Origin of the sequence: Paraburkholderia sp. J41 (assembly GCF_905220235.1) — a bacterium.
Lineage (GTDB): Bacteria > Pseudomonadota > Gammaproteobacteria > Burkholderiales > Burkholderiaceae > Paraburkholderia.
Genome location: NZ_CAJMZE010000002.1, coordinates 72,958 through 95,781 on the forward strand (window position 1 = coordinate 72,958; position 22,824 = coordinate 95,781).

Here is a 22,824-nt window from a genome sequence, read left to right on the forward strand (position 1 = left end):
GTCTGCCCCACGCGGGAGCAACTGACATGGAACTCGCGAAAAACCTGCTTCAAATCCCACACGCGCGGGCAGGCATCCGGGCCTCGCGTGAGCCGTTGCTGCCTACAGTGAACCCGTCGGTCCGCTCCCCCTGGGCCGACGCGCGCTGTTGGCCTGCCGGTGTGCACCCCGCCTCCGGCAGGCTCTTTTTCCGGATTTTTCAGATCACCGGCGCGGCGTGGGGATACTGACCAACCGATGAGGCAAAGGTGAAACGTGTGTGGATCGTTCTCGCAGGTGCAGTGACAGGCGTGGCGGCTGCCAGTTGCCGGGCCGACTGCATGGATGACGCCGCACGCTTTCATCACGTGAACGTGCGGCTCGTCCGTGCGATCGCCACCGTCGAATCTGGACAGCACGCGGACGTCATCCATGTGAACACGGATGGCAGCACCGATATCGGCCTGATGCAGATCAACAGCCGCTGGCTCACGACGCTTTCGCGTTTTGGCGTCTCGCGCGCGGCACTCCATGACCGTTGCACCAACGCTTACGTCGGCGCGTGGATCCTGTCGCAGAACCTGCGGCGCCTGGGCCTGAACTGGGATGCCGTGGGCGCCTATAACGCCGGTACGCACGGGAAGCGCATCGCGTATGCGCGCCGTGTGTATCGCGCGCTCGACACGACGGCCTCGCCCCTGCTGCCTGTGTCTACGGGTCCATCTGGTCGGCCTCTGAAACAGGCCTCCGGGCTGATCGCGAAGCTGTTCCAGCCGTTCACGTGGAATACCACATGGAGAGGCGATCGATGAGCCGCCTCACCTACGAATATGCGATCGAGGTGCTGAACGACTATCTCCGTCCGTTGCAACCGATGCTCGCGGATCCCGACGTGCAGGAAATCATGGTCAACCGCGCTGACGCGATCTTTGTCGAGCGTAACGGCCGTATGGCGTATGTCGCGGATTGCGACCTCGACCCGGATGCACTCGACCGGGCCATCACGATCCTCGCCAACGTGAACGCAAAGGAGCAGACACCCCTGCTCGACGCCCGCCTGCCCGGCCTGCGCATCGCCGCCGCCCGGCATCCCGTTGCCGTCCACGGCGACATGATGTCGATCCGCAAACACTCGCGCCGCCGCATTGGACTTGCCGACTACGAGCGCAGCGGCGCGTTCGATGTACTCCGGGGTACGCCATCGCTCACCGCGCGCCGCCGCAATGCCGCACTCCTGGAGCGCCTGGCTTCGGGCGGTGCCGCGCTGCGCGAGTTCTTCGAATGGGTCATGCGCGAGCGCATCAACGTCGCGTTCTCCGGCGGGACTTCATCAGGCAAGACCACGCTGCTCAACGCGATGATTGACGCCGTGCCGCTGGAAGATCGCGTCGTCACGATCGAGGACACGGCCGAACTGCAGGTGCACACCCCCAACCACGTCGCGTTCGAGACCAATCTCGGCATCACGGTCCGGGACCTGGTGCGCTTCTCGCTGCGCGTGCGCCCGGACCGGATCATCGTCGGCGAAGTGCGTGGCGCCGAAGCCTTCGATTTGATGGAAGCGCTGAACACCGGACATCCCGGCTCCATCGTCTCGTTCCATGCCGACTCGTCCGACACCGCCCCTGCCCGGCTGGAATCCCTCATCCGCATGAGCGACGAAGGCCGGCTCCTGTCGATCGAAGACCTCCGTCAAAAGATCGGCGCCACATTCCGGTTTTTTGTGCACGCCGAGCGTCAGGGTGCAGTGCGTGGCCCCGTCGAAATCCGCGAAGTGCTCGGCGCCGAAGATGGACGTTACCAGACCCGGTGCATCTTCTCCCGCTTTGCCTCCCACGAGGAGCTGGTCCATGCATGAGTCACTTCTACGTGGTCGACTGGCACGCGCAATCAGTCGCGCCATCACCGCATTCCGTGATCACCATACCGATCTGCGCAACGCATGGCGAACCATCGTTATTCGCCATCACCGCGCTCTCCGTCTGCTCCTGGCAGCCATCTGGTTCGGCACGATTCCCGCCATCGCGCACGCCGGCATCTGGAACGGCGGACTGTGTACCGTGTATCAGGACGTGCTCGATAACGAACTTCTCGAGGTCGTATCGCTCTCGGCGCTCGTCGGCTCGATCGTGCTGTGGCTGCTCGACGACGGGCGCAGCAACATCAAGACGCACGTGCTGCGCGGCGTGCTCGGCACACTGGCGATCCTGAACATGCCGCTTCTCTGGGCTCAGGTGTTCAATCACGGCGCCGCGTGCACGGGCAGCATCTGACAGAGGCCGGCATGGAAACGCTTCGTTCTGCTACCGCTGACGGCTCCGGCGAACCGCTCAATCCGCAGGATCCGCCGGACCCGCTGAACCCACTTCCGGCACGCATCCGCAAGACGATGCTCGAACCGTTCCTGCTGCTCGGCATCGACCGCAAATGGTGCATCGCCCAGTTCGCCATCGTCATTACGTTCGCTGCAGGTCTGCGCAACGGCTGGGTACTGCTCGCGGTAGGGGTCACGCATCCCGTGCTGTGGCTCGCGGTGCGGCGCGATCCGGACCAGATCCGCTGCTATGTGAAGTACAGCCGTCAGGGCGACTACTACGAGCCCCGGGCGTTGCTGCGCCAGAAGATCAATGCCCGTCCAAAGGGCTTCGCGCGGGGCATGCCATGCTGAAGCCATCTGTCGCGCGCTCGCCATCCCCCCTCTCCCCGTTCGACGCCGAACCTCTCGCGCGTGTCGCGCAGCGCACCGACGGCGATCGTCGCTCTACCGCCGAAATGGTGCCGTGGCTCTTCCGCTTCAGCGAGTCCCTGATCGTCAACAAGGACTCCTCGGTCATGGCAACGTATGAGTTCTCGGGTCCCGATGCCGATGCGCTCTCGACCGGCCACGTCCTCGAACTGATGGAAAACCTCATCACGTCGCTACGTGACATCGCGCGTCGGCCTGTCACGATGTGGTGGACGGTGCACCGCCGTCGCAGTGCGCAATACCTCAGCGTGCCGATGCCGGACCCGGTTTCACAACGCGTCGATGACGCGCGGCGCGACACCTTCGAGCGAGGAGCGAACTACGCGAACCGTCACTTCGTCACGTTCGCGCTGGCGCCCGACGTCGGCATCGACCGGTTTGCCGGCAAGGTCACGCACGGGATGACGCACGACCGGCTCCCGATCATCCAGGCACTGGTGCAGGCCGTACGCGGCACCTTCTCCGACCAGTACCTGTTCGCGTACACGGCTTCCGAACTGGCCGCCGTCGTGGACACTTTCGAAACCCTCCTGTTCGGCTTCGTCGCAGGCAACCCGCGTCTGGCCTGCCACCGGCTTCGGGGTACCGCGCTGGGTGCGTTCATGCACGCCTGCTGCTCGCCGCCCAGCGATCATCTGGCCGCTGTCCCGATTCCGGACATTCCCACCCTGGACCTCGCGATGTGCGATACCGAGGTCCGTCCCGGCCACGACTACCTGCATTTCTACTCGCACGGCCGCCAGCGTTTCGCGATCGCGGCCGGTATTCCGGGCCGCCGCGACTTCTGGCCGGACAGCGTGCTGCCCACGAGTCTCGATGGCCTGCTGAAGGTGCCGGGCGAGCTCACGGTCAGCCACTGCTTCCGGCTCACGACCCCGACTGCCGCGATGCGCTTCATCGACAGTGTGCGCCGCTACCACGAAGGACGGCGGCTCGACACGCGCTCGCTGCTGGCCGCCACGCTGCGCGGCGGCGACACGTCCGGTGCGCGCCAGAACCAGTCCCGTTCCACTGCCGCCGACGACGCCAACCGGCGCATCGGCAAGGTCGAGATGGCCGAGGAGATGTACGGGTACTACAACCTCTCGGTACTTTCCTTTTCACCGGTTTTCGAGACGACGCCGTTCGATGACGACACCACGGTCGAAGCGGCGTGGACGCAGACGGTTACCACACACCGGGCTGTCGAGGAAGCACTGCGCGCGGCGCACTTCACACCAGTACGCGAGACCCTGCACGCGTTCTCGGCCTTTGCGACCAGCATCCCCGGCATGTGGCGCGAATGCGCGCGATGGTCGTTCATCGACACGGCCGCACTGGCGCGTCTGCTGCCGCTGCGCGGTGTGTCGGACGGGCACCGGATCAATGCCCACCTGACGAAAGAAACGGGCAGGCTCTGTCCGGCACTCGCCGCATTCCCGACCGAATTCGGCACGCCCTACTGGTTCACCGCGTTCCTCGCCGACGTCGGGCACATGCTGGTCTGCGGACGCACCGGCTTTGGCAAGACGATCTTCATGCTGCTGTGCGCGACGCTGTTCCGCAAGTATCCCGATGCATGGCTGTACGGGTTCGACAAGGACCTGTCGATGCGCATCCCGACGATCCTGCAGGGCGGACGCTACCTCCAGTTCGATCATGGCGCGGCCGGCGCTTCCGCCGACGAGCATGCGCAGATGAATCCGCTTGTGCTGCTCGCGGACATCCGGCACCGGGAATTCCTCGTCGAATGGATCGTGATGCTCGCGCAGCAGCGCGGCACTTACCGCGTGACGGCAGGAGACCGTCGCGAGCTGGAAACCGCGCTCGCTGCGACGCGCAGCCGCACCGACCGGCGCCTGTGGCGGCTGCGCACCGTCCACGCGTCCCTGCCCGCCGGTCCGCTGGCCGACGAACTGGCACTGTGGGTGGGCTCCGCCGTCCACGCACACTACTTCGACAACGTCAGCGACAGCTTCGACCATGATTCGAACGCCGGCCGGTGGGTCTCAATGGCAACGGACCGGATTCTCGCAAGCCCGGCCATCGCCCGACCGTTTCTCTCGTACGTAACGTACCGCATCCAGGACTCACTCGAGCAACGCCGCGCCACCGGTGTCATCGGCCCCACGCTCGTGATGCTGCCGGAAATCTGGAACCTGCTGGACGACGATGCGTTCGCGACCCAGATCGGCAACTGGATCGTCACGATGCGCAAGAAGCTCGGCTGCGTGTGGATGGATGCGCAGTCGCCTGAGCAGGTGTCGACCTCGAAGATCTGGCCACAGATCCGCGACAACGTGCTCGTGCGGGTGTTCGTGCCCGTCGAGAACTTTACCCCGTCTGCGAAAGCCGCTTACCAGCGCGATTTCGGCCTGTCTGACGGACAGATCCGCACGATCCAGCAACTCGTCGCCAAACGTGACTACTTCATCGCGGAACAGGGGGGTGCGTCGCGTCGTATCTCGGTGCCGCTCGACCCTACGTCGATCGCCATCCTGCGATCGGAACTGAGCGCGCAACTTGTATTCGACCGGCACCTGCACTCCGGCGAACCGGACTGGAAGGCGCGCTACATCGAGGAAGCGATGAGCCGGTCGGGTGCGGCTGCGACTTCAGCGTTCGAGCAGGAGGTCCACCATGCATAGGTCCACGATTCGCCACTCCGCGCTCGTCGCTGTCCTTCCCCTGGCCCTGCATGCTGGCGTGGCTTGCGCCGGTGGTGGCCTCGACGGTGGCGCCACCGAAATCACGCAGTTGCTGAACCACGCCGAGCTGGCTTCGTCGGTGGCCCAGCAGGCGCAGATGGTCGAGCAGAACGTCCAGGCGCAGATCACCCGCCTGCAGCAGTACGTCACGATGGTCCAGAACCTGAAACAGGTTCCCACCTCGCTGATCGACCAGACCATCGCCCCCTACCGCACGCAGATCACGAACTTCCAGTCGCTGTCGACCGCCATCACGCAATTGCAGCAGGCGGCCAGTGCGACGAACGGGCTCTTTGGCCGCAGCCTCTCAGAGATGAACACGACGGGCATGTCGCCCGGACAGTGGCTGTCCGCCTACACCTCGCTCGCCTCGACGCGTGGCGGCCTCTACCAGCAGCAGCTCACCCAGGACATGCAGAACCTGGACACGCTGGCGCAGCGCGCGCAGAACCTGCAGCAGATCCAGTCGCAGATTCCCGGTGTCACCGGCAACGTACAGGGGCTGCAGATGCTGAACCAGCAGTCAAACGTGCTGGCCGGCGAGATGGTGGACCTTCATGCACTGATGCAGCGCCAGGTCGCGCAGCAGATGCAGGATCGTATCGCGCAGTCACAGGCCCAGGGCAACGCGGCACAACTTGCTGCCGCGCGCGCCGCGGCGCTCGGTCAGGCCAACCAGCAGGAGCAGCAGACGACGCAGGGTGCGCCCGACTTCGATCTGCTGCAGGACCAGTAGGAGAACGACCGATGCTGCTGCGCTGGCTGATCTGCCGCCTCTGCACGACACCCGCCGAGCTGCGCGTCGTGCTGTACGCCGTACAGCAATACCGGCTGCGCAGCCGGGTGCCGCCCGACGAACGCGACCCCCACTGGATATTCGACCGGCGGATCACCCGCAGCGTGCGGCTTTCACTGCTTGTCGGACTGCTGGTTGTGCATGTCGAGAGTCCGCAGATTTTTGCGGCGGCCTGGATCGCGCTGCCGCTCGCCCTGCTGCTCGCGTTGCTAAGGCTCGGCGGCGCCCTGCGGTAGCGGGCCGCGCAACCACTCCACGTCCAGAACACCACCAGGAAACGATCAGGGCAGCACCATGAACGACGTCATTTCCGTGCTGAACGCGCTCTTCACTGCCATGCAGGCGAAAGGCACGAGCCTGCAGACGCTATTCGTGTCCGATGGCCTGGACCTGCTGGCAGCACTCGGCCTGATCCTGGCGACCTGGCACACATTCCTGTGGCTACTCGAAGGCGATTTCCCGGGTTTCTTCGCGAACCTGTTCCGGCACCTGATCCGCTGTGCCGTGATTCTCGTGATGCTCACCGCCTGGTCCGGCACCGTGCATGCCTACTTCGTCGACAACATGCAGACGATGGCCTCGCGCGTGTCTGGTGGCGAGGGCAATCCCGGTGACCTGCTGCGTGCACTCGTCAATGCCGCGTCGACCATCATGCAGGGGGTGCGCACGGAAGCCGCCCAGGTGTGCGAACAGGTGCCGGATATCACGCCTGACGGCGTGGTGATTCCCAACACCGATCATCAGGTGTGCGGCACCACAAGCGACGCCGGCGCCAATTCCGCAGGACTGAACTCGATCTGGACGCTCGTCAAGAACCTGCCCTTGATCCTGCTCGCATTCCTCGCGAAGGCGCTCGCGGTCATCGCAATCGCACTGTTGACGATGATCTTCGTCGTGGTCGTGCAGTTCGGTTCGTTCCTGCTCGACATAGCCTTCTGCCTCGGGCCTGTATTGATTCCCTGGTATGTGCTGCCAGCCGGTGAGTTCCTGTTCGACGGATGGTTGCGATTCACGATCTCCGCAGGGCTCTTCAAGGTCGTTGCCTGGCTGATGATGGCCATCGTCAACGGTGGTGTGCTGCCTGGCATCCAGAGCCTCGTGCAGCAGGCCGCGATACAAAACGGTACGAACAGCGACACCTACTACGCGACGAACTACCTCGCGATGCTCGCGCTCGCGCTGGTCTGCGGTGTTGGGGCTTTCATGATGTGGCAGGTACCTGACATCGCCAAGGGACTTGTGACCGGCGGTGGGGGTGCGGGCTTAGGAAACTTTGGCAAAGGCGCGATTGGGCGCCGCGTAACGCCCAATGCGCTCAAGTGATTTTGGGATCAGCGATGATGACGATGCTTGTTTGCTTGCTGAATCGAGTAGAACGTGTTCCAGTCGTCGGTCGTTCTACGGCGTTGCAAATCGTCCGCGCGCCACGACTCTTCCCTCTCCTTCGGCGTGGTACTGATCCACGACCACGCGATGAATGCGATTGCGCCCGCAAGCATCATCGCGACGCCGAAATGCTGCGCGCCGACCTGATACAGGACGAATGCCGAAAACAGCAGGATCGGCAGCACGAAATAGAGCAGGATGATCTTGAGCCTGGCCATGGCTGCACCCTCGCAGCAGATGAACTGGATCCCAGTGTAGCACCGCGGGCGGGCACCTGCCGGTCGGAGTAGCCATGCGCAAACGCCTGGTCGCACCCGCCTCTTCCGGCACCGAAATATCGGGTGCTGATCTCTCGCCTCCCCCGAACACCGGAGAGGCGGTCTCAGCCTGGTTTGCGGCGTTCCAGCGTCCCCTCTGGGAAAAACGCCTCGCGATCAAGGTCGCCGCCGCCTTCGCGCTGCTTGCGGCCGGGGAGTGCGCGGCGCTGATTGTCCAGGCTGCCCACAGCGGTCCCCGCCCCTATTTTGTCGAGCACGACGAGAAAAGCGGCGCGGTGTGGGTTTCCGACCGCTACGCGGAGACCTACTCGGTCACCGCCGCAAACAGGCGCTACTTCCTCGTGAAGTGGGCCTCGCGCGTGTTCACGATCGAAGCCGACAGCCAGGACACGCTCACGCGCCAGATACCGGCAGCGTTCGGCTGGACGTCCGGCGCTGCGACGCAGGAACTCGAAACGTACATCACCGCGACCGACCCGGTCGCGCAGCGCGTCGTGCAGACGCCCGGACTCACCCGTGAATTCGTTGAGAACTCAACGTCGTTCTCGCCGGACGGTCAGGTTGCCTACCTGATCTTCACGCTGATCGAGAGTGTGAACGGGAAGCCGTCCCGACCAAAACAGGTGCTGCTCACCGTCAGCTTCCTGCTCGCGCCGGAAACGCTGAGACCCGACGAAGAGAAGGACAACCCGATCGGGCTGCGCATCACCCACTTCAGCCTCACGCCCTATGCGGGCGTCAACCCGGGAGCCACGCAATGAAATTCGTCGTCTCTGCCGCGTGGGGCGCGGCACTGTTCACCGTATGCCTGACCACCACCTGGGCACAAGTCACGGCGTCGGAGGCCGCCTCTGCTGCGCCATTGCCCGCGAGCGCATTGACCGCCATTGCGCCGCAGTCGACAGCGAATACACAGCACACCCCGGCGGCGCGCGCACGTATCTCCCGTCCGTCTACATCCCGCACCTACGTCAATGGGCCCAATGGTCCATACCCTGCACCCGACGATTCGTCGCTCGTCGTCTATGACTATGATCCGGATTACCGGTATCCGGTGCTCTTGCGCACGAACGAGGAAACCCACCTGGTCTTCGGTTCCGACGAAGAGGTGGTCGGCGTCTACCTTTCCGACACCGGCAAGCGCTGGCTCGAACATACCGCGCTCACGAAGCGCGACGTATTCATCGAGGCGCGCTTGCCTGCACTCGACAATGCGGCCACGGTCATCACGACGCGCCGGCGCTACGAACTGGACCTCCGGTCATCGGATAGTGACGCCACCTACCAACGCGTCTCCTGGCATTATCTGGATACCGACGCGCAGATGACAGCCGGACAGGTCTCGCCCTTCGGCATCGAGTACCCGGGTAACGTTCCCGGCACAAATTCAGACGGGCAAACAGACGTCACTGGACAGCCGGGATCGTCCACGTCAGGCGAGGTGCGCGCGGCTGGCCCCCGCATCACGCTCGATCATGCGAACTTCGACTATCGGGTCGAGGGGAGCGCGCCATTCGCGCCCGTGACCGTATTCGACGATGGGCGCTTCACCTATCTGCAGTTTCCTCACCATGCCGAGCTGCCGGCCATCCTCCTGATGGACGAAAAAGGACAGGCCGAAATCGCGAGCTTCATTCCGCTGGGCAACGACTTCTTCGAGGTGCAGCAGATCACGACGTACGGTTTGCTACTCAGACGCGGCAAGGAGGAAGTCCGGGTCTTCAACGGTCGAGGGCATGGGTGCAGCCTGTTCGGCTGTGATTCGGCCCACATGAAGAACATCTACGGGAAGTCGTGATCATGGCCGCTCCAGAAAACGGCGGCGCCCCGCTCACACAGGAACCCGCGAAACTCACGCGGATCCGCCGCAACCTCGCCAGGACGCTGCTCGTTGCCCTGTGCTCGGCGCTGCTCGCGATCGTCCTCGTGCATGCGCTTTCCCATCCGCACGAAACCGCTGCCGAACGGCGTGAGCGCGAGCAGATCGAGGCGGATGCGCGGCAACCGAAAGCGTCTGCCGATGCGATCCGCAAGCGCCTCGAGGAGCAGCACAACCTGGCCCTCGCTCGCGCGGGGGAGGCAGCGTCAGGTGCCAGCGCCCCGCTGGGCGGCACGCCGCTCGACGGCGTCCCCCAGGGCGCGCCCGGGGACGATAGCGGTCCCCTCCCGCGAAACTATCGGGGTGCCGGCCACGAATCCGGGACCGGCGACGCTGATCGCCTGGCCCTGCAGCGGCAGATCGAGGCCATGCAGAGCCAGTCGCTCGTCGCGTATGAGGATACCGGCGGTGGCTCCGCCAGCGCTTCCGCCGGGAAGGATCTGCCGCTCGACCGCATCGCCGATGGCCTTTCGCAACTGTCAACGCGGCAGACTGCGCAGGACAATTCATCGGCGGGCAGCGTCCCTGGAACCGCCCCGCCGGGGCCTTCCTCGCTGAGCGTATCCAGTACAACTGACCGCCGCAACGCCGATTGGATCAGGCAGCAGGGGGAAGCGAACAACGACGACGCACCCCTGGTCCCGGTTCCGATCAGCTCTCCTTACATGGTGATGGGCGGCACGCCAGTTCCCGCCGTGATCCTGCAGGGCGCGAAGAGCGACATGCCAGGCACCTTCCGCGCGATGGTCGATCGGGACATCTTCGACAGCATCGACGGGAGCTGCAGGCTGATCCCGAAGGGCACACGGATTCTGGGCCGCACGAACAACGATGTGGCAGTCGGTCAGGACCTGATGCTGATGGCCGCGACCCGGATGATCTTCCGCCACGCCTCGATGCGGCTCGACGGACTGACCGGCAACGATCCCGATGGCGAAGCGGGCGTGACCGCCGAGGTCAACAATCACTTTTTCAAAATCTTCGGATCGACGTTCCTGATCGCCGGGGTCGCCGCCTGGGTCGGTCACAACCAGAGCCAGTCGAGTGGCACGACGATCAACATCAACGGCGGCATGTCGACCGATCTGTCCGAAGCTGCGGCACAGTCCCTGTCCCAGACCACGCAGACGATCCTTCAACGCAACATGAACATCCAGCCGACGCTGCGGCTGGAACCGGGCCAGCGCATCACGTTCATCACGCAGCGGGACATGATGCTGCCGCCCAACATGACTGACGGGAGCTGTCATCCATGAAACACGCCACCACCCTGCTTTCTGCAACTATCGTGATCGCCGGATGCCTGCTTCAGTCCGCCTGCGCCGAACCACCGCCCCTGACAGGACCGGTCTACAATTTTGACTGGCGTATGAGCGGAGCAACCGAAATAAAGCCATATCAGGTATTCGATGACGGCCAGCGGGTCTATCTGCAGTTTGACGATCCGAAACGCGTACCCGCCATATTTGCTGATACGCCGGGCGGCCTCGTTCTTCTGCGATGGCGTCCGGACCCGCCCTACGTGGTCGTCGACCGGTCGGACCGGGCACTGATCTTCCGTGCAGCAGGCCGCGAAGCCCGTGCTGTCCGGACGGCACCGGCTGGGCCGCCCCAGATGGCGCACTTTGGGGCAGCCCGGCCATCCGGGGAAACGTCTGTTGGCGCGCCCGAGCGGGTCAGCGACGTACCGGCGCGCAGCATCAATCCGCCGCGTGACGACAAATAACGCGGGCAAGACGCCTCGGTCGTCAAGCATTCCTTCCGGGAAGTTGCATCTGCGCCGGGATTAAGCTGGTATTCGGATTCAGCGGTCGACGCTCGCAACACATGTTGCATTGCAAGAACCTGGCATCCTAAACACGTGTGGAACATCAGGCACATATCGACCCGTTTCGGACCTTCGTCGAAGCTGTCCGATCGTCCGTTGCCAGACGTCTTTGAGACGATCCGATGGAATTCAATGTTCAAGTGCCAGTCGAGGTGTACTTGCGTACCCCTAAACGCCAAACTGCAAAGCTAAACGCAAGGAACGCGAATCCTACAACTGGCGCAAAGGGTAGCAACCCGCGAGGCGCACCCAACGGGTCCACCTTACCCAGAATGGCTAGGACTGGAAAGTATGCGACGCAGGCAATCGGCACGACAAAAATCAGAAAATTGCGAAACCAGCTCGTGTAAAAATTGAGCGGATATTGCGCAGCCTGCACACCGCCATAGGTCACGACGTTGACCACCTCTAGGCTTTCGACCGTCCAGAACGCAAGCGTTGCCTGCAGGACCAGCAAACCGAAGAACAACGCCACACCACCCGCGATCGTCCAAAGCGTCAACGCAACCGCACGCACACTCCAGTGAAAATCCAGTGCGCTGGTTGCAACCGCGATAACGGCGAGGCCTTGGGCCAGGCGCCCCAATACCCGCAGCCGGAAATCATGCCCGATTAGCTGTAGCGTGGCGCTGCGGGGACGCAGCAGCAATCTGTCGAAGTCCCCCGTGCGCACGAATTCGTTGCCGAACACATCGAAGCCCCGACTCATAAAATCGGCAACCGAAAAGCTAATGCTGATCGTGCCGAAGAACATGCAGATATCGCCAAACCGCCAGCCCTTGACGTCTCCGAACCGGTTAAATAGCGCCCAGATTCCCGCAAGTTCGATCGCATTGGTCAGGAACGCACCGAGGCCCAACATCAGACTTGAGGCTGGATACTGCAATTGCGCACGGATTGAAGTGACGAAGTAACGTCGCAGCAGGTAAAGAGCGTTCATCGAGTCACCCCCCTTGCACTTCGAGCCGGGTCATCACACTGTCAATCCCTTTACGGCCGAGCATGACAAATACCAACGTCCAGAAAACCTGCAGGGCCAAACCGCCCCATGCCGCCCCGCCAGTGAGTGCGCCGATGTAGATCCGTGTGGGAATATCGAGCATCCCCGCGAACGGTTGAGCGACGAGAACAGGTTGTAGCCGGTCGGGAAACAAGCCCAGTGGAATCAGATTGCCCGAAAATAGGATCACGAAGGCGGGCGCGAGCGTGTTGATTCCACGGTCTGTCAGCGTCGCGGTGATACAGAGATTGATCAGCATCGTGAAAGCCGCGCCCAGCAGGATCATCAGCACGAGCGAGATTGCAAAGAGCGCAGCCTGGAGGGCGCCGGCCGGCGCGCGCCAAGACCACTCGGCGAGGCCCGTGAGCGGTAGCAGGATCGCAGCGGCGGCGAACATCAGCGCGGCTCGGGGTAATGCGCGCGAGGTCATCCACGCCGTTGCGCGAATAAACCACCACGCATAGGTGTCGACCGGTCGCAGGCGGTCGTTGCCAACGGCGCCGGTGCGCACAGCGCCAGCGACCTCGGGGTCGCCACCCCACGGCTGCAGCGTGAGCAACGCCTGCCCCAGCCACGTGTAGGTAATCACCTGCGCCAGAGTCATTGACGCATGGGCATGTGCTGAGTGGCGATAGAAGGCTGCGTACACCATGACCTTGAGTCCGCCCCACCAGCACTGCGTGGTGAAGCCGGCAAGAGCGGCGGCCCGGTATTGCAGCATGGTCTTGAAGCGGGCGACAAACGCCGCGACGTAGGGACGAAGGACGTTCATCGGGTCAAGCCTCGACTGCGCCGTGCAAGTGGTAGAACCGGGCGATAACCTCTTCGATCGCGGGTTGCTCGACTCGGATATCCTCGACTGCATGTTCAGCCGCAATGCGCGCGATAAGTGCCGGAGCACCGATGACGCGAGGATCGAAGGCAAGTTCCACCGAACGACCTTCACACCGAAGCAACTGCGCGCCATCAATGGCGACAGCGGGCGCTGCGCCGGCGAAATCCACCAGCAGGCGCCGATCGATCAGCACGTCCGAGCGTAACGCATCAAACGACTGATCGGCCAGCACCCGGCCGTGACCGATGACAATTACCCGCTCAGCCAGCGCTTCGATGTCGTGCATGTCGTGGGTGGTCAGAAGCACTGTGACGCCGCGCTCCCGGTTCAGCTTCTTGACGAACTCGCGCACAGCAAGCTTCGACGGCGCATCGAGGCCAATGGTCGGCTCGTCCAGGAAGAGGATCGGCGGGGCGTGCAGCAGCGCGGCAGCGATCTCGGCCCGCATCCTCTGCCCCAGCGACAGTTGACGCACGGGCTGATCGAGCACGCGCTCGAGTCGCAGCATGGCGACCAGCTCATCGCGAACACGCAGGTAGGTTGCCGGTTCCACGCGATAGATATCGCGAAGCAGATCGAAGCCGTCGATGACGGGCAGGTCCCACCACAATTGACTGCGTTGACCAAATACCGCACCGATACGGGCAACATGAGCAATACGATTGTCGAACGGCACGCGCCCCTCGATCAGGACCTTACCGGCGGTGGGGCGCAGGATGCCGGAAAGAATCTTGATGGTTGTCGATTTGCCCGCCCCGTTGGGGCCGATGAATCCAAGCAGTTCGCCGCACTGAAGGCTGAAACTGACATCTTGGAGGGCTTCGATCTCGCGCCAGCGGCGGCGAAACATGCCGAGTACGCCGGGCTGTCGTTCCCCGATGCGATAGGTTTTCGCCAAGCCCTCAACCACGATCTGAGACATGCCATCTCCATTGAATCAACGACGCGCCAACGAGTATCGTCAGCCGAGCCATGCCAGCAGAAACGCGCCAGATATTATCAGAGCGGGGACGTCATCGACGATATGGAGGGAAGTGGCACGTTCGACGCGTTATTGCTCAAAGTCTCATGTCAGATCGGAAGCGGACGGACTTAAAATTTATCCCTCCGGCTCAAACTGGCCGGCAAGCGACCGCTCGCCGGCCGAGGTACATCAAACCTCGGTTTGCTCCGCCATCTCAAGGGCATCGTCGACCTCGATGCCGAGATAGCGAACCGTGCTTTCTAGCTTCGTATGCTCGAGCAGCAGTTGTACCGCCCGAAGATTTTTCGTTCGCCGGTAGATCAGCGAAGCTTTGGTACGGCGCATGGTGTGGGTACCGTATGCGGTATCGTCGAGTCCAATCGACGCGACCCAGCGATGCACCATCCGGGCGTATTGCCGGGTCGACAGATGCAGTGACGTATGCAACCGGCTCGGAAACAGAAAATCCGCCGACTTCAGTCCTCGCGCTTCGATCCAGGCTTCGAGGCTCTCACGGGTCTGCTCCGTGATCTCGAATTGGACCGGCCGCTGGGTCTTCTGCTGCATGACGGTGGCCCTCGCAGCCACGTGGCTTCCGTGACGGACGTCCTGCACCTGCAATCGCGTGAGATCGCACGCTCGAAGCTTGCTATCGATTGCGAGATTGAACATCGCAAGCTCACGGACGTTCGACGCCATCTGAAGCCTCGTCCGGATCGCCCAAATTTCCCGGAGCTTTAGCGGCGGTTTCTGCCCGGTGAGTTTGCCCTTATTCCATGGCACACGACGGCTAACGGCTACATCTCGGATTTCATGACAATCTCCTTTCAGGTAAAGGGAGATTGAGTGTGCGCCTACGGACGGTCGCTACCCGACCCCTATGGGACGGTCGTGGAAGAGTGATGACCGTCCGGCGTCGTACCTTTAAGAGACGATTGGCAAGCGTTCGCTATTCGAGCAAAAGCAGAAGTATGCTTCCTCGCATCGACGCGCGACGAGGCAACGCCGGATCGCGCGAATACGGCGATCGACCTTCAGCGGCAGGAACCACAGGCGGTAGATGTGATGTACCGCGCAATATGCCAGCAAATTTGGGGCTGACCACGCGAAGTGCCAACTCGAGTTCACTCCAGTCGTTGGCGGACCCATCGCTGGATTCACTATCATGTGACTTACGGTCAACGGTGGGAAATGTTGTTGCTGTGCCGTCGCACACAAGCGATCTGTTGTGGTTACGGCCCCAAACTGACATCTCCTTGAAAGGAAGGAGGCAATGCGCCTGACTAGGCTCGGTTCGCCCCTACTTGTGTCTAGGTTTTTGACTTGGTAAGTTGCATCTTTTGAAAAGTCCCCTCGGCCCCGGGCGTGCCGCGCGCGAGCAATCAAAGCTTGTACCGGCCCCTATCTCACCGGTGCCGCCATCGTGTGCGCAGTCCTTGCCGCAGGGTACGAAGCCTCGAATGAAGGGGTACGCATCTGCAGCGGCATGGGAGGATCCATGTCACAAGCTGTTTGTCCACCACCTTCGACGCCCGCGACACAGGTCTTCAACGTGAACCTGGCGTTGCCGACACGCCCCGGAACGATCCGCGATTGGTCTGACGTTTTATACGAGAATTACTTTCCGCTCGACGTCGCCGCCGACCGCAATTTCCGCTCGGGTGAGCTCGAACGCGTCGATATCGGTTCTATCCGTTCGTGCATGCTCAAATGCGACGCGATGGTGACGGAGCGCCGCACCGCCCATATCAGTCGCGATACGAAGGACTTCTACGTCGTAGAGATGCCCCGGTTCTCTCCGCTCGGTTTACGTCAGCGCGGACGGGACATCCTGGTGCAGCCAGGTGACTTCGCCATCGTCAATGGCGCCGAGTCCTATACCTATGCGCAGGGCGCGCCGAACCTGGTGCACACATTAAGAATTCCGCGCAAGGTGCTATTGCGGCGCCTGCCCTCGGTCGACGACTGGATGGCGACCATCCGCCATGCGTCGAGCCCCGTCGTATCGCTGTTCACGGACTTTGTGAGCGCCTATGTGCGCCACGCGGGCGCGCAGTCCGTCAGCGTTCAAGCCACCATGGAGCAGCATCTGCTCGATTTGCTGGCGATGGCCCTGATCGAAGCCGACCCTCAAAGCAACGAAACCGCGATCCGCACCGCGCACCGGCAACGCGCACTGCAAGCGATCGAACGGGATTTTGCCAATCCAGAACTCAGCGCGTCCGACATTGCTGTCTCGATCAATCTGTCGGAGCGTTATCTGCAGAAGATATTTTCCGATCGCGACGAGACGATTTCGTCGGTGATCAAGGCGCGCCGGATTCTCGAGGCCAGACGCCTCCTCGGCAAGCGTCACCAGCACAAGCTCTCGATCACGCAGATTGCGTATCTCGTCGGATTCTCCGATTCGGCCCATTTCTCCCGCGTGTTTCGCCAGGAAACGGGCACGTCGCCGATGCACTACATCGACACTGAATGAAAAACGCGGTACGAAGCCACTCACGAGAGGCGTCGTACCGCGTTCAATCCAGCGCTGTGGAGACCACGGGATACTCAGGTCCCGTACCCGACCACGCCTTTGATCTCGAGAAAATCGTGAAGCCCCCAGTCGGCGTATTCACGCCCGTTGCCTGACTGCCTGTAACCTCCGAACGGTGCGTGTGTATCCCACGCTGGATAGTTGATGTTCACCGTCCCCGCCCGCAATTGCCTGGCGACGTTACGTGCATGCGCGATGTCCGTCGACGCGACATACGCCGCGAGACCGTAGACCGTATCATTGGCATCGGCGATCGCTTCCGCTTCGGTGCGATACGGAAGGATCGACAGCACAGGCCCGAAGATCTCTTCACGCGAGATCGTCATGTCATGCCTGACGTCACCGAAGACGGTCGGCTTTGCGTAGTAGCCGCGCGTCAAGCCGTCGGGTCGCCCGAGACCGCCTGTCACGAGCGTTGCACCTTCGTCGATGCCGGCCTTGATCAGACGTTGGACCTTCTCCCACTGCGTTTTTGAAACCAGTGGACCGAGCACCGTGTCGTCGGCCAGTGGGTCGCCAACCTTCTGCCGTTCAGCGACAGCCCGTGCGATTTCGAGCGCCTGCGCATGTTGCGCGGCCGGAACGAACATCCGGGTCGGCGCATCGCACGACTGCCCAGAGTTTGCGAAGCAGGCTTCGACCCCCGCTGTTACGGCCGCCTCGAGATCCGCGTCGGACAGAATGATATTGGCGGACTTGCCTCCCAGTTCCTGCGCAACCCGCTTGACCGTGTCGGCTGCCGATTTGGCCACGCTGATACCGGCACGCGTCGATCCCGTAAAGGACATCATGTCGATATCAGGGTGAGCTGAAAGCACTTGCCCGACGCTCGGCCCGTCACCGTTGACAAGGTTAAAGACGCCGGCCGGCACCCCCGCGTCATGCATGATCTCCGCGAAGATCACACCCGAGAGCGGTGCGATCTCGGAAGGCTTGAGCACCATCGTGCAGCCCGCCGCGATCGCCGGTGCAACCTTGCAAACGATCTGATTCAGCGGCCAATTCCACGGCGTGATCAACCCGACAACCCCGATCGGTTCCAGGATGATCCGTGTGCTGCCCCGTGGCGTCTCGAAGCTGAAATGACGAAGTGCCTCAATGGTCGCTTCGAGGTGAACCTGCCCAGCCCACGCCTGGGCTTCGCGGGCGAATTTGAGTGGCGCACCCATTTCCTGACTGACGATTTGTGCAATCTCGTCATAGCGCGCGTTGTAGAGTTCGAGCATACGTTCCAGCAACGCGAGTCGCTGCGCTGGCGTCGTCAATGCGAACCCGGGAAAAGCCTTGCGCGCAGCGCTGACAGCGCGATCGACATCACGCGCGCCACCGAGCGCAATCTCGGCAAACGCCTCTTCAGTGGCTGGATTGATCACTTCCAGACGGCGTTCTTCGACTGGGTCGACGAACGCGCCGTCGATGTAAAACTTGAGATGATTGGACATGCTGGGCATCCTCAATGCGTCAAAGCGCGAAACGTCGGCGCGAAAGAATACGAACAGGGCAGACAGCAGCGTACAGGACCCGATCCATCAAGGCTATTGGGTCAGACAGGACGACCACCGCACAGCCAGATCCGCGTAAGCGTATGAAAGATCACGCGCCGACATGCAGCTCAGCTGAAGTAGCTGTCGTCAAGCAACATATCTTCATAGAAGGCGCCATAGAGCATGTCCGGGTGGCGAATGTGGATCTCGAGCACCCACAGCAGCGGTTGCGGCTTGAAGTCGATCGACGACAGCAAACCTTCATAGGCGGCTGCATGTGGAAAGTCCGACAGGCGATGTCCCGCGAGATTCAGGTTCAGTTCCCAGCCGCGGCGCCGAGTCTCGGCCGTCGCAAATGCATACAGGTCCTGGCCCGTGGCGCCCGTGTTCAACCAATGTTTGCGCACGGCATGGAACACACCACGGGCGTCTTCGGCACACCGTGCGTAGTCGTTTTTCTGCGAGCCCGTCACGAACGTATCACCACAGTCGCCCTCCCAGTTCTTCCAGACCGGGCCGATGTCGATCATGTAGATGTCATTTTCTCCAAGCACCGTATCCGGCTCGGACGGCTCACCATAGTTCTTCACCGTGTTGCGCCCAAAGCGAATCACGACGTCGTGCCAGCCGCGTAGCAGACCTTTATCGGCCAGCACATCTTTACCGATCTCGGTCGCTTCATCTTCACGCATGCCCGGATGCATGGCAGCACCCATGGCATTCACGGCATCGCGGGTCATGTTCCGCACTTCGAGCATGCTGGCGATATCGAAGTTCGAGCCAACGGCTTCGAGTCCTTGTGGGTTCAGCAGGAGTGACATGGTCGGATCCTCATCAGGCAGTAACGGTGGGGGGAATGGCAAGACATCGTCAGGCGGAATCGATCGGCGGCGGCAGGTCGAACGTAATATCGTTCAGGTCCTGGCACAGCGTGATCTGACATGCGAGCCGATGGTGGGTGTCCGGATCATCGAGCACGGCAAGCAGACGCTTTTCCTGTCGGCTTGCACCGGGTAACCGCTCGAATGAACCGGCATCGACCCGGATGCGGCATGTGCCGCACGCACACTGCCCGCGGCACACGCCGAGCATCAGCGAGCGCGCGCTGAGCGCCGTCATCAATGTGGTCCCTTCGGCCAGCGACAACGTGTGGCATGCACCATCGACACCGCGTGCGTGAACCGTGACGTGCTTCGTGGTCGGCATCTGTGCCGCGAGCGCAGGTTCGAATGCATCGCAGTGAAAGCGCTCGGGCGGCAAGCCGTGCGAAACAAACAGCTCACGCGCCTCGCTCACCATCGCGGGCGCACCGCACGCATAGATGCGAGTGCGCGACGTCATGCGGTGACTGCCCGCGGCGACGTGTTGAACACGGGCCTCTAGCGGACCGGCATACACCGGGGTGTAGTGGAACGACGGTTCGATCGCTGCCAGCGCGTCAAACCAGCGATGCAGATAAAGGTCTTGCGCATCGACTCCACCCCAGTACAGGTGGATCTCGGGTAAGGGATCACCTCTTTGGCACAGACTGTCGAGCATGGCGTGAAGCGGCGCAATGCCGGTTCCGGTCGCCAGCATCAACACGCGATCGGTCGCGTCGGCGTCATGCCACACGCAGTCGCCAAAGGGCCCCAGCGCAGTCAGCGTGTCGCCGGGACTCACGTGGCCGCCGCGAAGCATTTCGGAGAAGTGGCCGCCCGCTCGCAGTTTGATATGCAGCACGATCTGTCCGTCCGGGCGGCTGCCGCGGGCCATCGAATAGGACCGAGTGGCCCCGTCGGGCAACCGGATACTCAGGAACTGGCCCTCGCGATAGACGATCTGTTCCGGCGACGCCGGCATCAAAACCAGCTCGACCACATCGCTCGACAGGAACGTCAGCGAGCGCACACACAGTGCAACGGCTTTTGCCTTGATCGTCTGCGTCGCGTATTCAGCATTGTTCATGGAGCTGCCGACCTCTTTGCGTCAATACGCCTGGATTCGTTGAACGCATTGTTAGCGAGATCCAGAGCCCGGGCTTGTCTCGCGACGCCCTACGGTTTGGATGTGAGCGTCAATGAACGGACCATTCGTGGCCGCCCCGGGTGCGGCGTACCGGCTCGCGGGCGAAGCCTGGCGCCACTGTCGGCTAGCAGCGGCACGGCGCGCCCGCAAATCGGCGACTCGTAACGTCAACCGCACTGGCCGCTGTGATCCAAACGTTTGTGCAGCAGCAGGCAAGAGCCGTCAAAAACGTTTATCTATAGTCCGCTCCAGCAATGTCATTCGCGTTCGTCCGGACTGCACAGGATCGGGCAATTCGAATCGACGATTTGTCGTTCCATTTCTGGAGAACTTTGATGGTGTACAAGATTTCAGTGGACACGGGCGGCACCTTTACCGATGTCGTCGTCAGCGACGAGAGCGGCAGTCTCACGATCGGCAAGGCGCTGACGACCAGGAGCCGGATTTTCGTCGGCATGAAGGAGGCGATCGGTGCGGCGGCCACGTTGATGGGCATCAGTCTGGAAGAACTGCTCACGCAGACTTCGATGCTAATCTACGGCACCACACGGGCGACTAACGCGATCGTGACGAAGGCCACGGCAAAAACCGCGTTGATTACGACGCGCGGTTTTCCCGACATTCTGCTCATGAAGGAAGGCGGAAAACTCAACCCGCACGATTTCACGCAGGACTACCCCGAGCCCTATCTCCCCCGACGCCATACCTTCGAAATCACGGAGCGCGTCGGTCCTGAAGGCTGTGTGATCGCCGCGCTCGACGAAGCGGAGGCACGTACCGTGATTGAACAATTGCGGGCGCGGGGCTTCGAAGCGGCCGCAGTGTGCTTTCTCTGGTCGATCTCCAATCCTGCACACGAGCAACGCTTTGGCGAACTGCTCAGCGAACTGGCGCCCGAGATTTCGTTCACGCTGTCGCATCGACTCGTACCCATCGTGCGCGAGTACCGGCGTGCGTCTGCCACGGCCATCGACGCCTCGCTCAAACCGCTGATGCAACGACACCTGCGCGAACTCGAAGAAGACTTGCGCGCGGCTGGCTTCGCCGGACATATTCTGGTGAGCACCGCTTCCGGCGGTTGCAACCACGTCGACGGGCTGATCGAGAAGCCGATTTACACCATTGGCTCGGGTCCCGCCATGGCACCTATCGCCGGGCTGACGTTCTCGAGCGCCGAGCGTCTGGGCAGCAACGTTATCATCTGCGACACGGGTGGCACCACGTTCGATGTCGGACTCGTGCGCGATGGGCGGCTCACGTTTTCTCGCGATACGTGGCTTGGACCCGCCTACACCGGCGACCTGCTCGGCATCTCGGCAGTCGACATGCGCTCGATCGGCGCGGGTGGCGGCAGCATTGCCTGGATCGATGAAGGTGGGCTGATGCGGGTCGGTCCGCAATCCGCCGGTTCGGAACCGGGACCTGCGTGCTACGGGCGTGGCGGCACGGAGCCAACCGTGTCGGACGCCGCCGTCGTGCTCGGCTATTTCGATCCTGACTACTTTCTCGGCGGCCGTATGGCGCTCGACGTGGTGGCCGCCAAAGCCGCAGTCGGCAAGCTGGCTGCCGCGCTCAAGCTCAGCGTCGAGGAAACGGCTTTCCAGATCATGAGCCTCGCGAGCGATCTGATGGTGCGAGCCATCGCCGATGTCACGATCAACGAAGGCGTCAACCCGCGAGAAAGCACGATTGTTGCGGGTGGCGGTGCCGCAGGCATCAACATCATGGCCATCGCGAAGGAACTCGGTTGCGAGCAGGTCGTGCTACCCAAGGTTGCATCTGCGTTGTCGGCTTCGGGCATGCAGTTCGCGAACATCGTCGCGGAGGAAACCGCAAGCCTCGCCATGCTGAGCGACACGTTCGACCGGCAGGCCATCAACACGACGCTGCGGAATCTGGAAAACCGGCTCGAAGATTTTCGCGCGGAGCTGCCCGATCAGTCGGCCGACTATCACATCGAATTCGTCGCCGAGGCGCGCTATCAGGGGCAAGTCTGGGAACTGGACACCCCACTCGCGAGACCGCTATTCGAGACGGACCAGGACGTCAAGGATTTCGTCGCCGCGTTTCACCTCGTCCATGAACGTGTATTCGCTGTGCGCGACGAGGGCAGTCAGGTCGAGGTCGTCAACTGGAAGGCACGCATGACGGTGTCGCTTGCGTCGACGTCGGTGTCCAGCGCCCCGGCGGCCAGCGCTGCACCGAAGGGCCGTGTCGATGAGCGCAACTGCTTCTTCGGCGGAGTCGAGCCGATTCTCACGCAGATCTACAAAGAGAAACACATCTTCCCGGGTCTGCGCATCGAAGGTCCCGCAATTATCGAAGAGCCGACCACGACACTGGTCGTCAACCCCGGCATGGCCGTGAGTGTGAGCGCGCATGGCAACTATCTGCTCCATATTTCGAAGTGAGGTGG

Annotated in this window: 22 protein-coding genes; 14 read left to right on the top strand and 8 right to left on the bottom strand. The window is 62.3% G+C overall.

Annotated elements, in window-relative coordinates:
* Positions 1–248 precede the first annotated feature (248 nt).
* From U5805_RS02215 to U5805_RS02250, 8 genes are read left to right on the top strand one after another with little or no spacing between them, the layout of a single operon-like run.
* Positions 249–791 (top strand): lytic transglycosylase domain-containing protein, encoded by a 543-nt coding sequence (locus U5805_RS02215; RefSeq protein ID WP_322101803.1) that lies wholly within the window; start codon positions 249–251, stop codon positions 789–791.
* On the top strand, positions 788–1,837 hold the full coding sequence (locus U5805_RS02220) for a CpaF family protein (RefSeq protein WP_322101804.1): 1,050 nt from the start codon (positions 788–790) through the stop codon (positions 1,835–1,837). The genes U5805_RS02215 and U5805_RS02220 overlap by 4 nt, the downstream gene beginning before the upstream one ends.
* Complete coding sequence (locus U5805_RS02225) at positions 1,830–2,252, top strand: hypothetical protein (protein ID WP_322101805.1); 423 nt, start codon at positions 1,830–1,832, stop codon at positions 2,250–2,252. Before U5805_RS02220 ends, U5805_RS02225 begins: the two co-directional genes overlap by 8 nt.
* A gap of 11 nt (positions 2,253–2,263) precedes the next feature.
* Positions 2,264–2,647: a VirB3 family type IV secretion system protein gene (locus U5805_RS02230; protein WP_322101806.1), complete on the top strand. Its 384-nt coding sequence runs from the start codon at positions 2,264–2,266 to the stop codon at positions 2,645–2,647.
* On the top strand, positions 2,641–5,352 hold the full coding sequence (locus U5805_RS02235) for a conjugal transfer protein TraC (RefSeq protein WP_322101807.1): 2,712 nt from the start codon (positions 2,641–2,643) through the stop codon (positions 5,350–5,352). Before U5805_RS02230 ends, U5805_RS02235 begins: the two co-directional genes overlap by 7 nt.
* Positions 5,345–6,148, top strand: coding sequence for a conjugal transfer protein TrbJ (locus U5805_RS02240; protein ID WP_322101808.1), 804 nt, complete (start codon positions 5,345–5,347; stop codon positions 6,146–6,148). Before U5805_RS02235 ends, U5805_RS02240 begins: the two co-directional genes overlap by 8 nt.
* A gap of 11 nt (positions 6,149–6,159) precedes the next feature.
* The gene (locus U5805_RS02245) at positions 6,160–6,444 is read left to right on the top strand and encodes a hypothetical protein (protein ID WP_322101809.1); all 285 of its coding nucleotides are present in this window, start codon (positions 6,160–6,162) and stop codon (positions 6,442–6,444) included.
* Positions 6,445–6,502: 58 nt separating this feature from the next.
* On the top strand, positions 6,503–7,531 hold the full coding sequence (locus tag U5805_RS02250) for a type IV secretion system protein (protein WP_322101810.1): 1,029 nt from the start codon (positions 6,503–6,505) through the stop codon (positions 7,529–7,531).
* A gap of 8 nt (positions 7,532–7,539) precedes the next feature.
* On the opposite strand, the gene U5805_RS02255 is transcribed toward U5805_RS02250, so the two are convergent.
* Positions 7,540–7,812, bottom strand: a complete 273-nt coding sequence (locus U5805_RS02255) for a hypothetical protein (protein WP_322101811.1) — start codon at positions 7,810–7,812, stop codon at positions 7,540–7,542.
* Positions 7,813–7,886: 74 nt separating this feature from the next.
* On the opposite strand from U5805_RS02255, the gene U5805_RS02260 reads away from it, so the two are divergent.
* Genes U5805_RS02260 through U5805_RS02275 form a run of 4 tightly spaced genes read left to right on the top strand, consistent with a single transcriptional unit; the run spans position 7,887 to position 11,477 of the window.
* Positions 7,887–8,633 carry a VirB8/TrbF family protein gene (locus U5805_RS02260; RefSeq protein WP_322101812.1) on the top strand — a complete coding sequence of 249 codons (747 nt, stop codon included), beginning with the start codon at positions 7,887–7,889 and terminating at the stop codon, positions 8,631–8,633.
* Positions 8,630–9,670: a TrbG/VirB9 family P-type conjugative transfer protein gene (locus U5805_RS02265; RefSeq protein ID WP_322101813.1), complete on the top strand. Its 1,041-nt coding sequence runs from the start codon at positions 8,630–8,632 to the stop codon at positions 9,668–9,670. Before U5805_RS02260 ends, U5805_RS02265 begins: the two co-directional genes overlap by 4 nt.
* Positions 9,671–9,672: 2 nt before the next feature.
* Positions 9,673–11,007: a TrbI/VirB10 family protein gene (locus U5805_RS02270; RefSeq protein WP_322101814.1), complete on the top strand. Its 1,335-nt coding sequence runs from the start codon at positions 9,673–9,675 to the stop codon at positions 11,005–11,007.
* Positions 11,004–11,477 carry a TrbG/VirB9 family P-type conjugative transfer protein gene (locus U5805_RS02275; RefSeq protein WP_322101815.1) on the top strand — a complete coding sequence of 158 codons (474 nt, stop codon included), beginning with the start codon at positions 11,004–11,006 and terminating at the stop codon, positions 11,475–11,477. The genes U5805_RS02270 and U5805_RS02275 overlap by 4 nt, the downstream gene beginning before the upstream one ends.
* 238 nt (positions 11,478–11,715) lie before the next feature.
* Here U5805_RS02275 and U5805_RS02280 read toward each other — a convergent pair whose 3' ends face one another.
* From U5805_RS02280 to U5805_RS02295, 4 genes are all read right to left on the bottom strand, one after another.
* Positions 11,716–12,519 (bottom strand): ABC transporter permease, encoded by an 804-nt coding sequence (locus tag U5805_RS02280; RefSeq protein ID WP_322101816.1) that lies wholly within the window; start codon positions 12,517–12,519, stop codon positions 11,716–11,718.
* Positions 12,520–12,523: 4 nt separating this feature from the next.
* The gene (locus U5805_RS02285) at positions 12,524–13,351 is read right to left on the bottom strand and encodes an ABC transporter permease (protein ID WP_322101817.1); all 828 of its coding nucleotides are present in this window, start codon (positions 13,349–13,351) and stop codon (positions 12,524–12,526) included.
* Between the two features lie 4 nt (positions 13,352–13,355).
* A complete protein-coding gene (locus tag U5805_RS02290; RefSeq protein WP_322101818.1) occupies positions 13,356–14,336 on the bottom strand; it encodes an ATP-binding cassette domain-containing protein in 981 nt (326 codons plus the stop codon).
* A gap of 231 nt (positions 14,337–14,567) precedes the next feature.
* A complete protein-coding gene (locus tag U5805_RS02295) occupies positions 14,568–15,077 on the bottom strand; it encodes a tyrosine-type recombinase/integrase (protein ID WP_322101819.1) in 510 nt (169 codons plus the stop codon).
* 799 nt (positions 15,078–15,876) lie between these two features.
* Here U5805_RS02295 and U5805_RS02300 point away from each other — a divergent pair.
* Positions 15,877–16,857, top strand: coding sequence for an AraC family transcriptional regulator (locus U5805_RS02300; RefSeq protein ID WP_322101820.1), 981 nt, complete (start codon positions 15,877–15,879; stop codon positions 16,855–16,857).
* A 74-nt stretch (positions 16,858–16,931) separates the two neighbouring features.
* On the opposite strand, the gene U5805_RS02305 is transcribed toward U5805_RS02300, so the two are convergent.
* The 3 genes from U5805_RS02305 to U5805_RS02315 all read right to left on the bottom strand — a co-directional run bounded on the left by U5805_RS02305 (position 16,932) and on the right by U5805_RS02315 (position 20,348).
* Positions 16,932–18,359, bottom strand: a complete 1,428-nt coding sequence (locus U5805_RS02305) for an aldehyde dehydrogenase family protein (protein ID WP_322101821.1) — start codon at positions 18,357–18,359, stop codon at positions 16,932–16,934.
* Between the two features lie 170 nt (positions 18,360–18,529).
* Positions 18,530–19,222 carry a M24 family metallopeptidase gene (locus tag U5805_RS02310; protein ID WP_322101822.1) on the bottom strand — a complete coding sequence of 231 codons (693 nt, stop codon included), beginning with the start codon at positions 19,220–19,222 and terminating at the stop codon, positions 18,530–18,532.
* Between the two features lie 49 nt (positions 19,223–19,271).
* Positions 19,272–20,348 (bottom strand): FAD-binding oxidoreductase, encoded by a 1,077-nt coding sequence (locus U5805_RS02315; RefSeq protein WP_322101823.1) that lies wholly within the window; start codon positions 20,346–20,348, stop codon positions 19,272–19,274.
* A 395-nt stretch (positions 20,349–20,743) separates the two neighbouring features.
* Here U5805_RS02315 and U5805_RS02320 point away from each other — a divergent pair, with 395 nt between their 5' ends.
* Positions 20,744–22,819 carry a hydantoinase/oxoprolinase family protein gene (locus U5805_RS02320; RefSeq protein ID WP_322101824.1) on the top strand — a complete coding sequence of 692 codons (2,076 nt, stop codon included), beginning with the start codon at positions 20,744–20,746 and terminating at the stop codon, positions 22,817–22,819.
* The last annotated feature ends 5 nt before the right edge of the window (positions 22,820–22,824 follow it).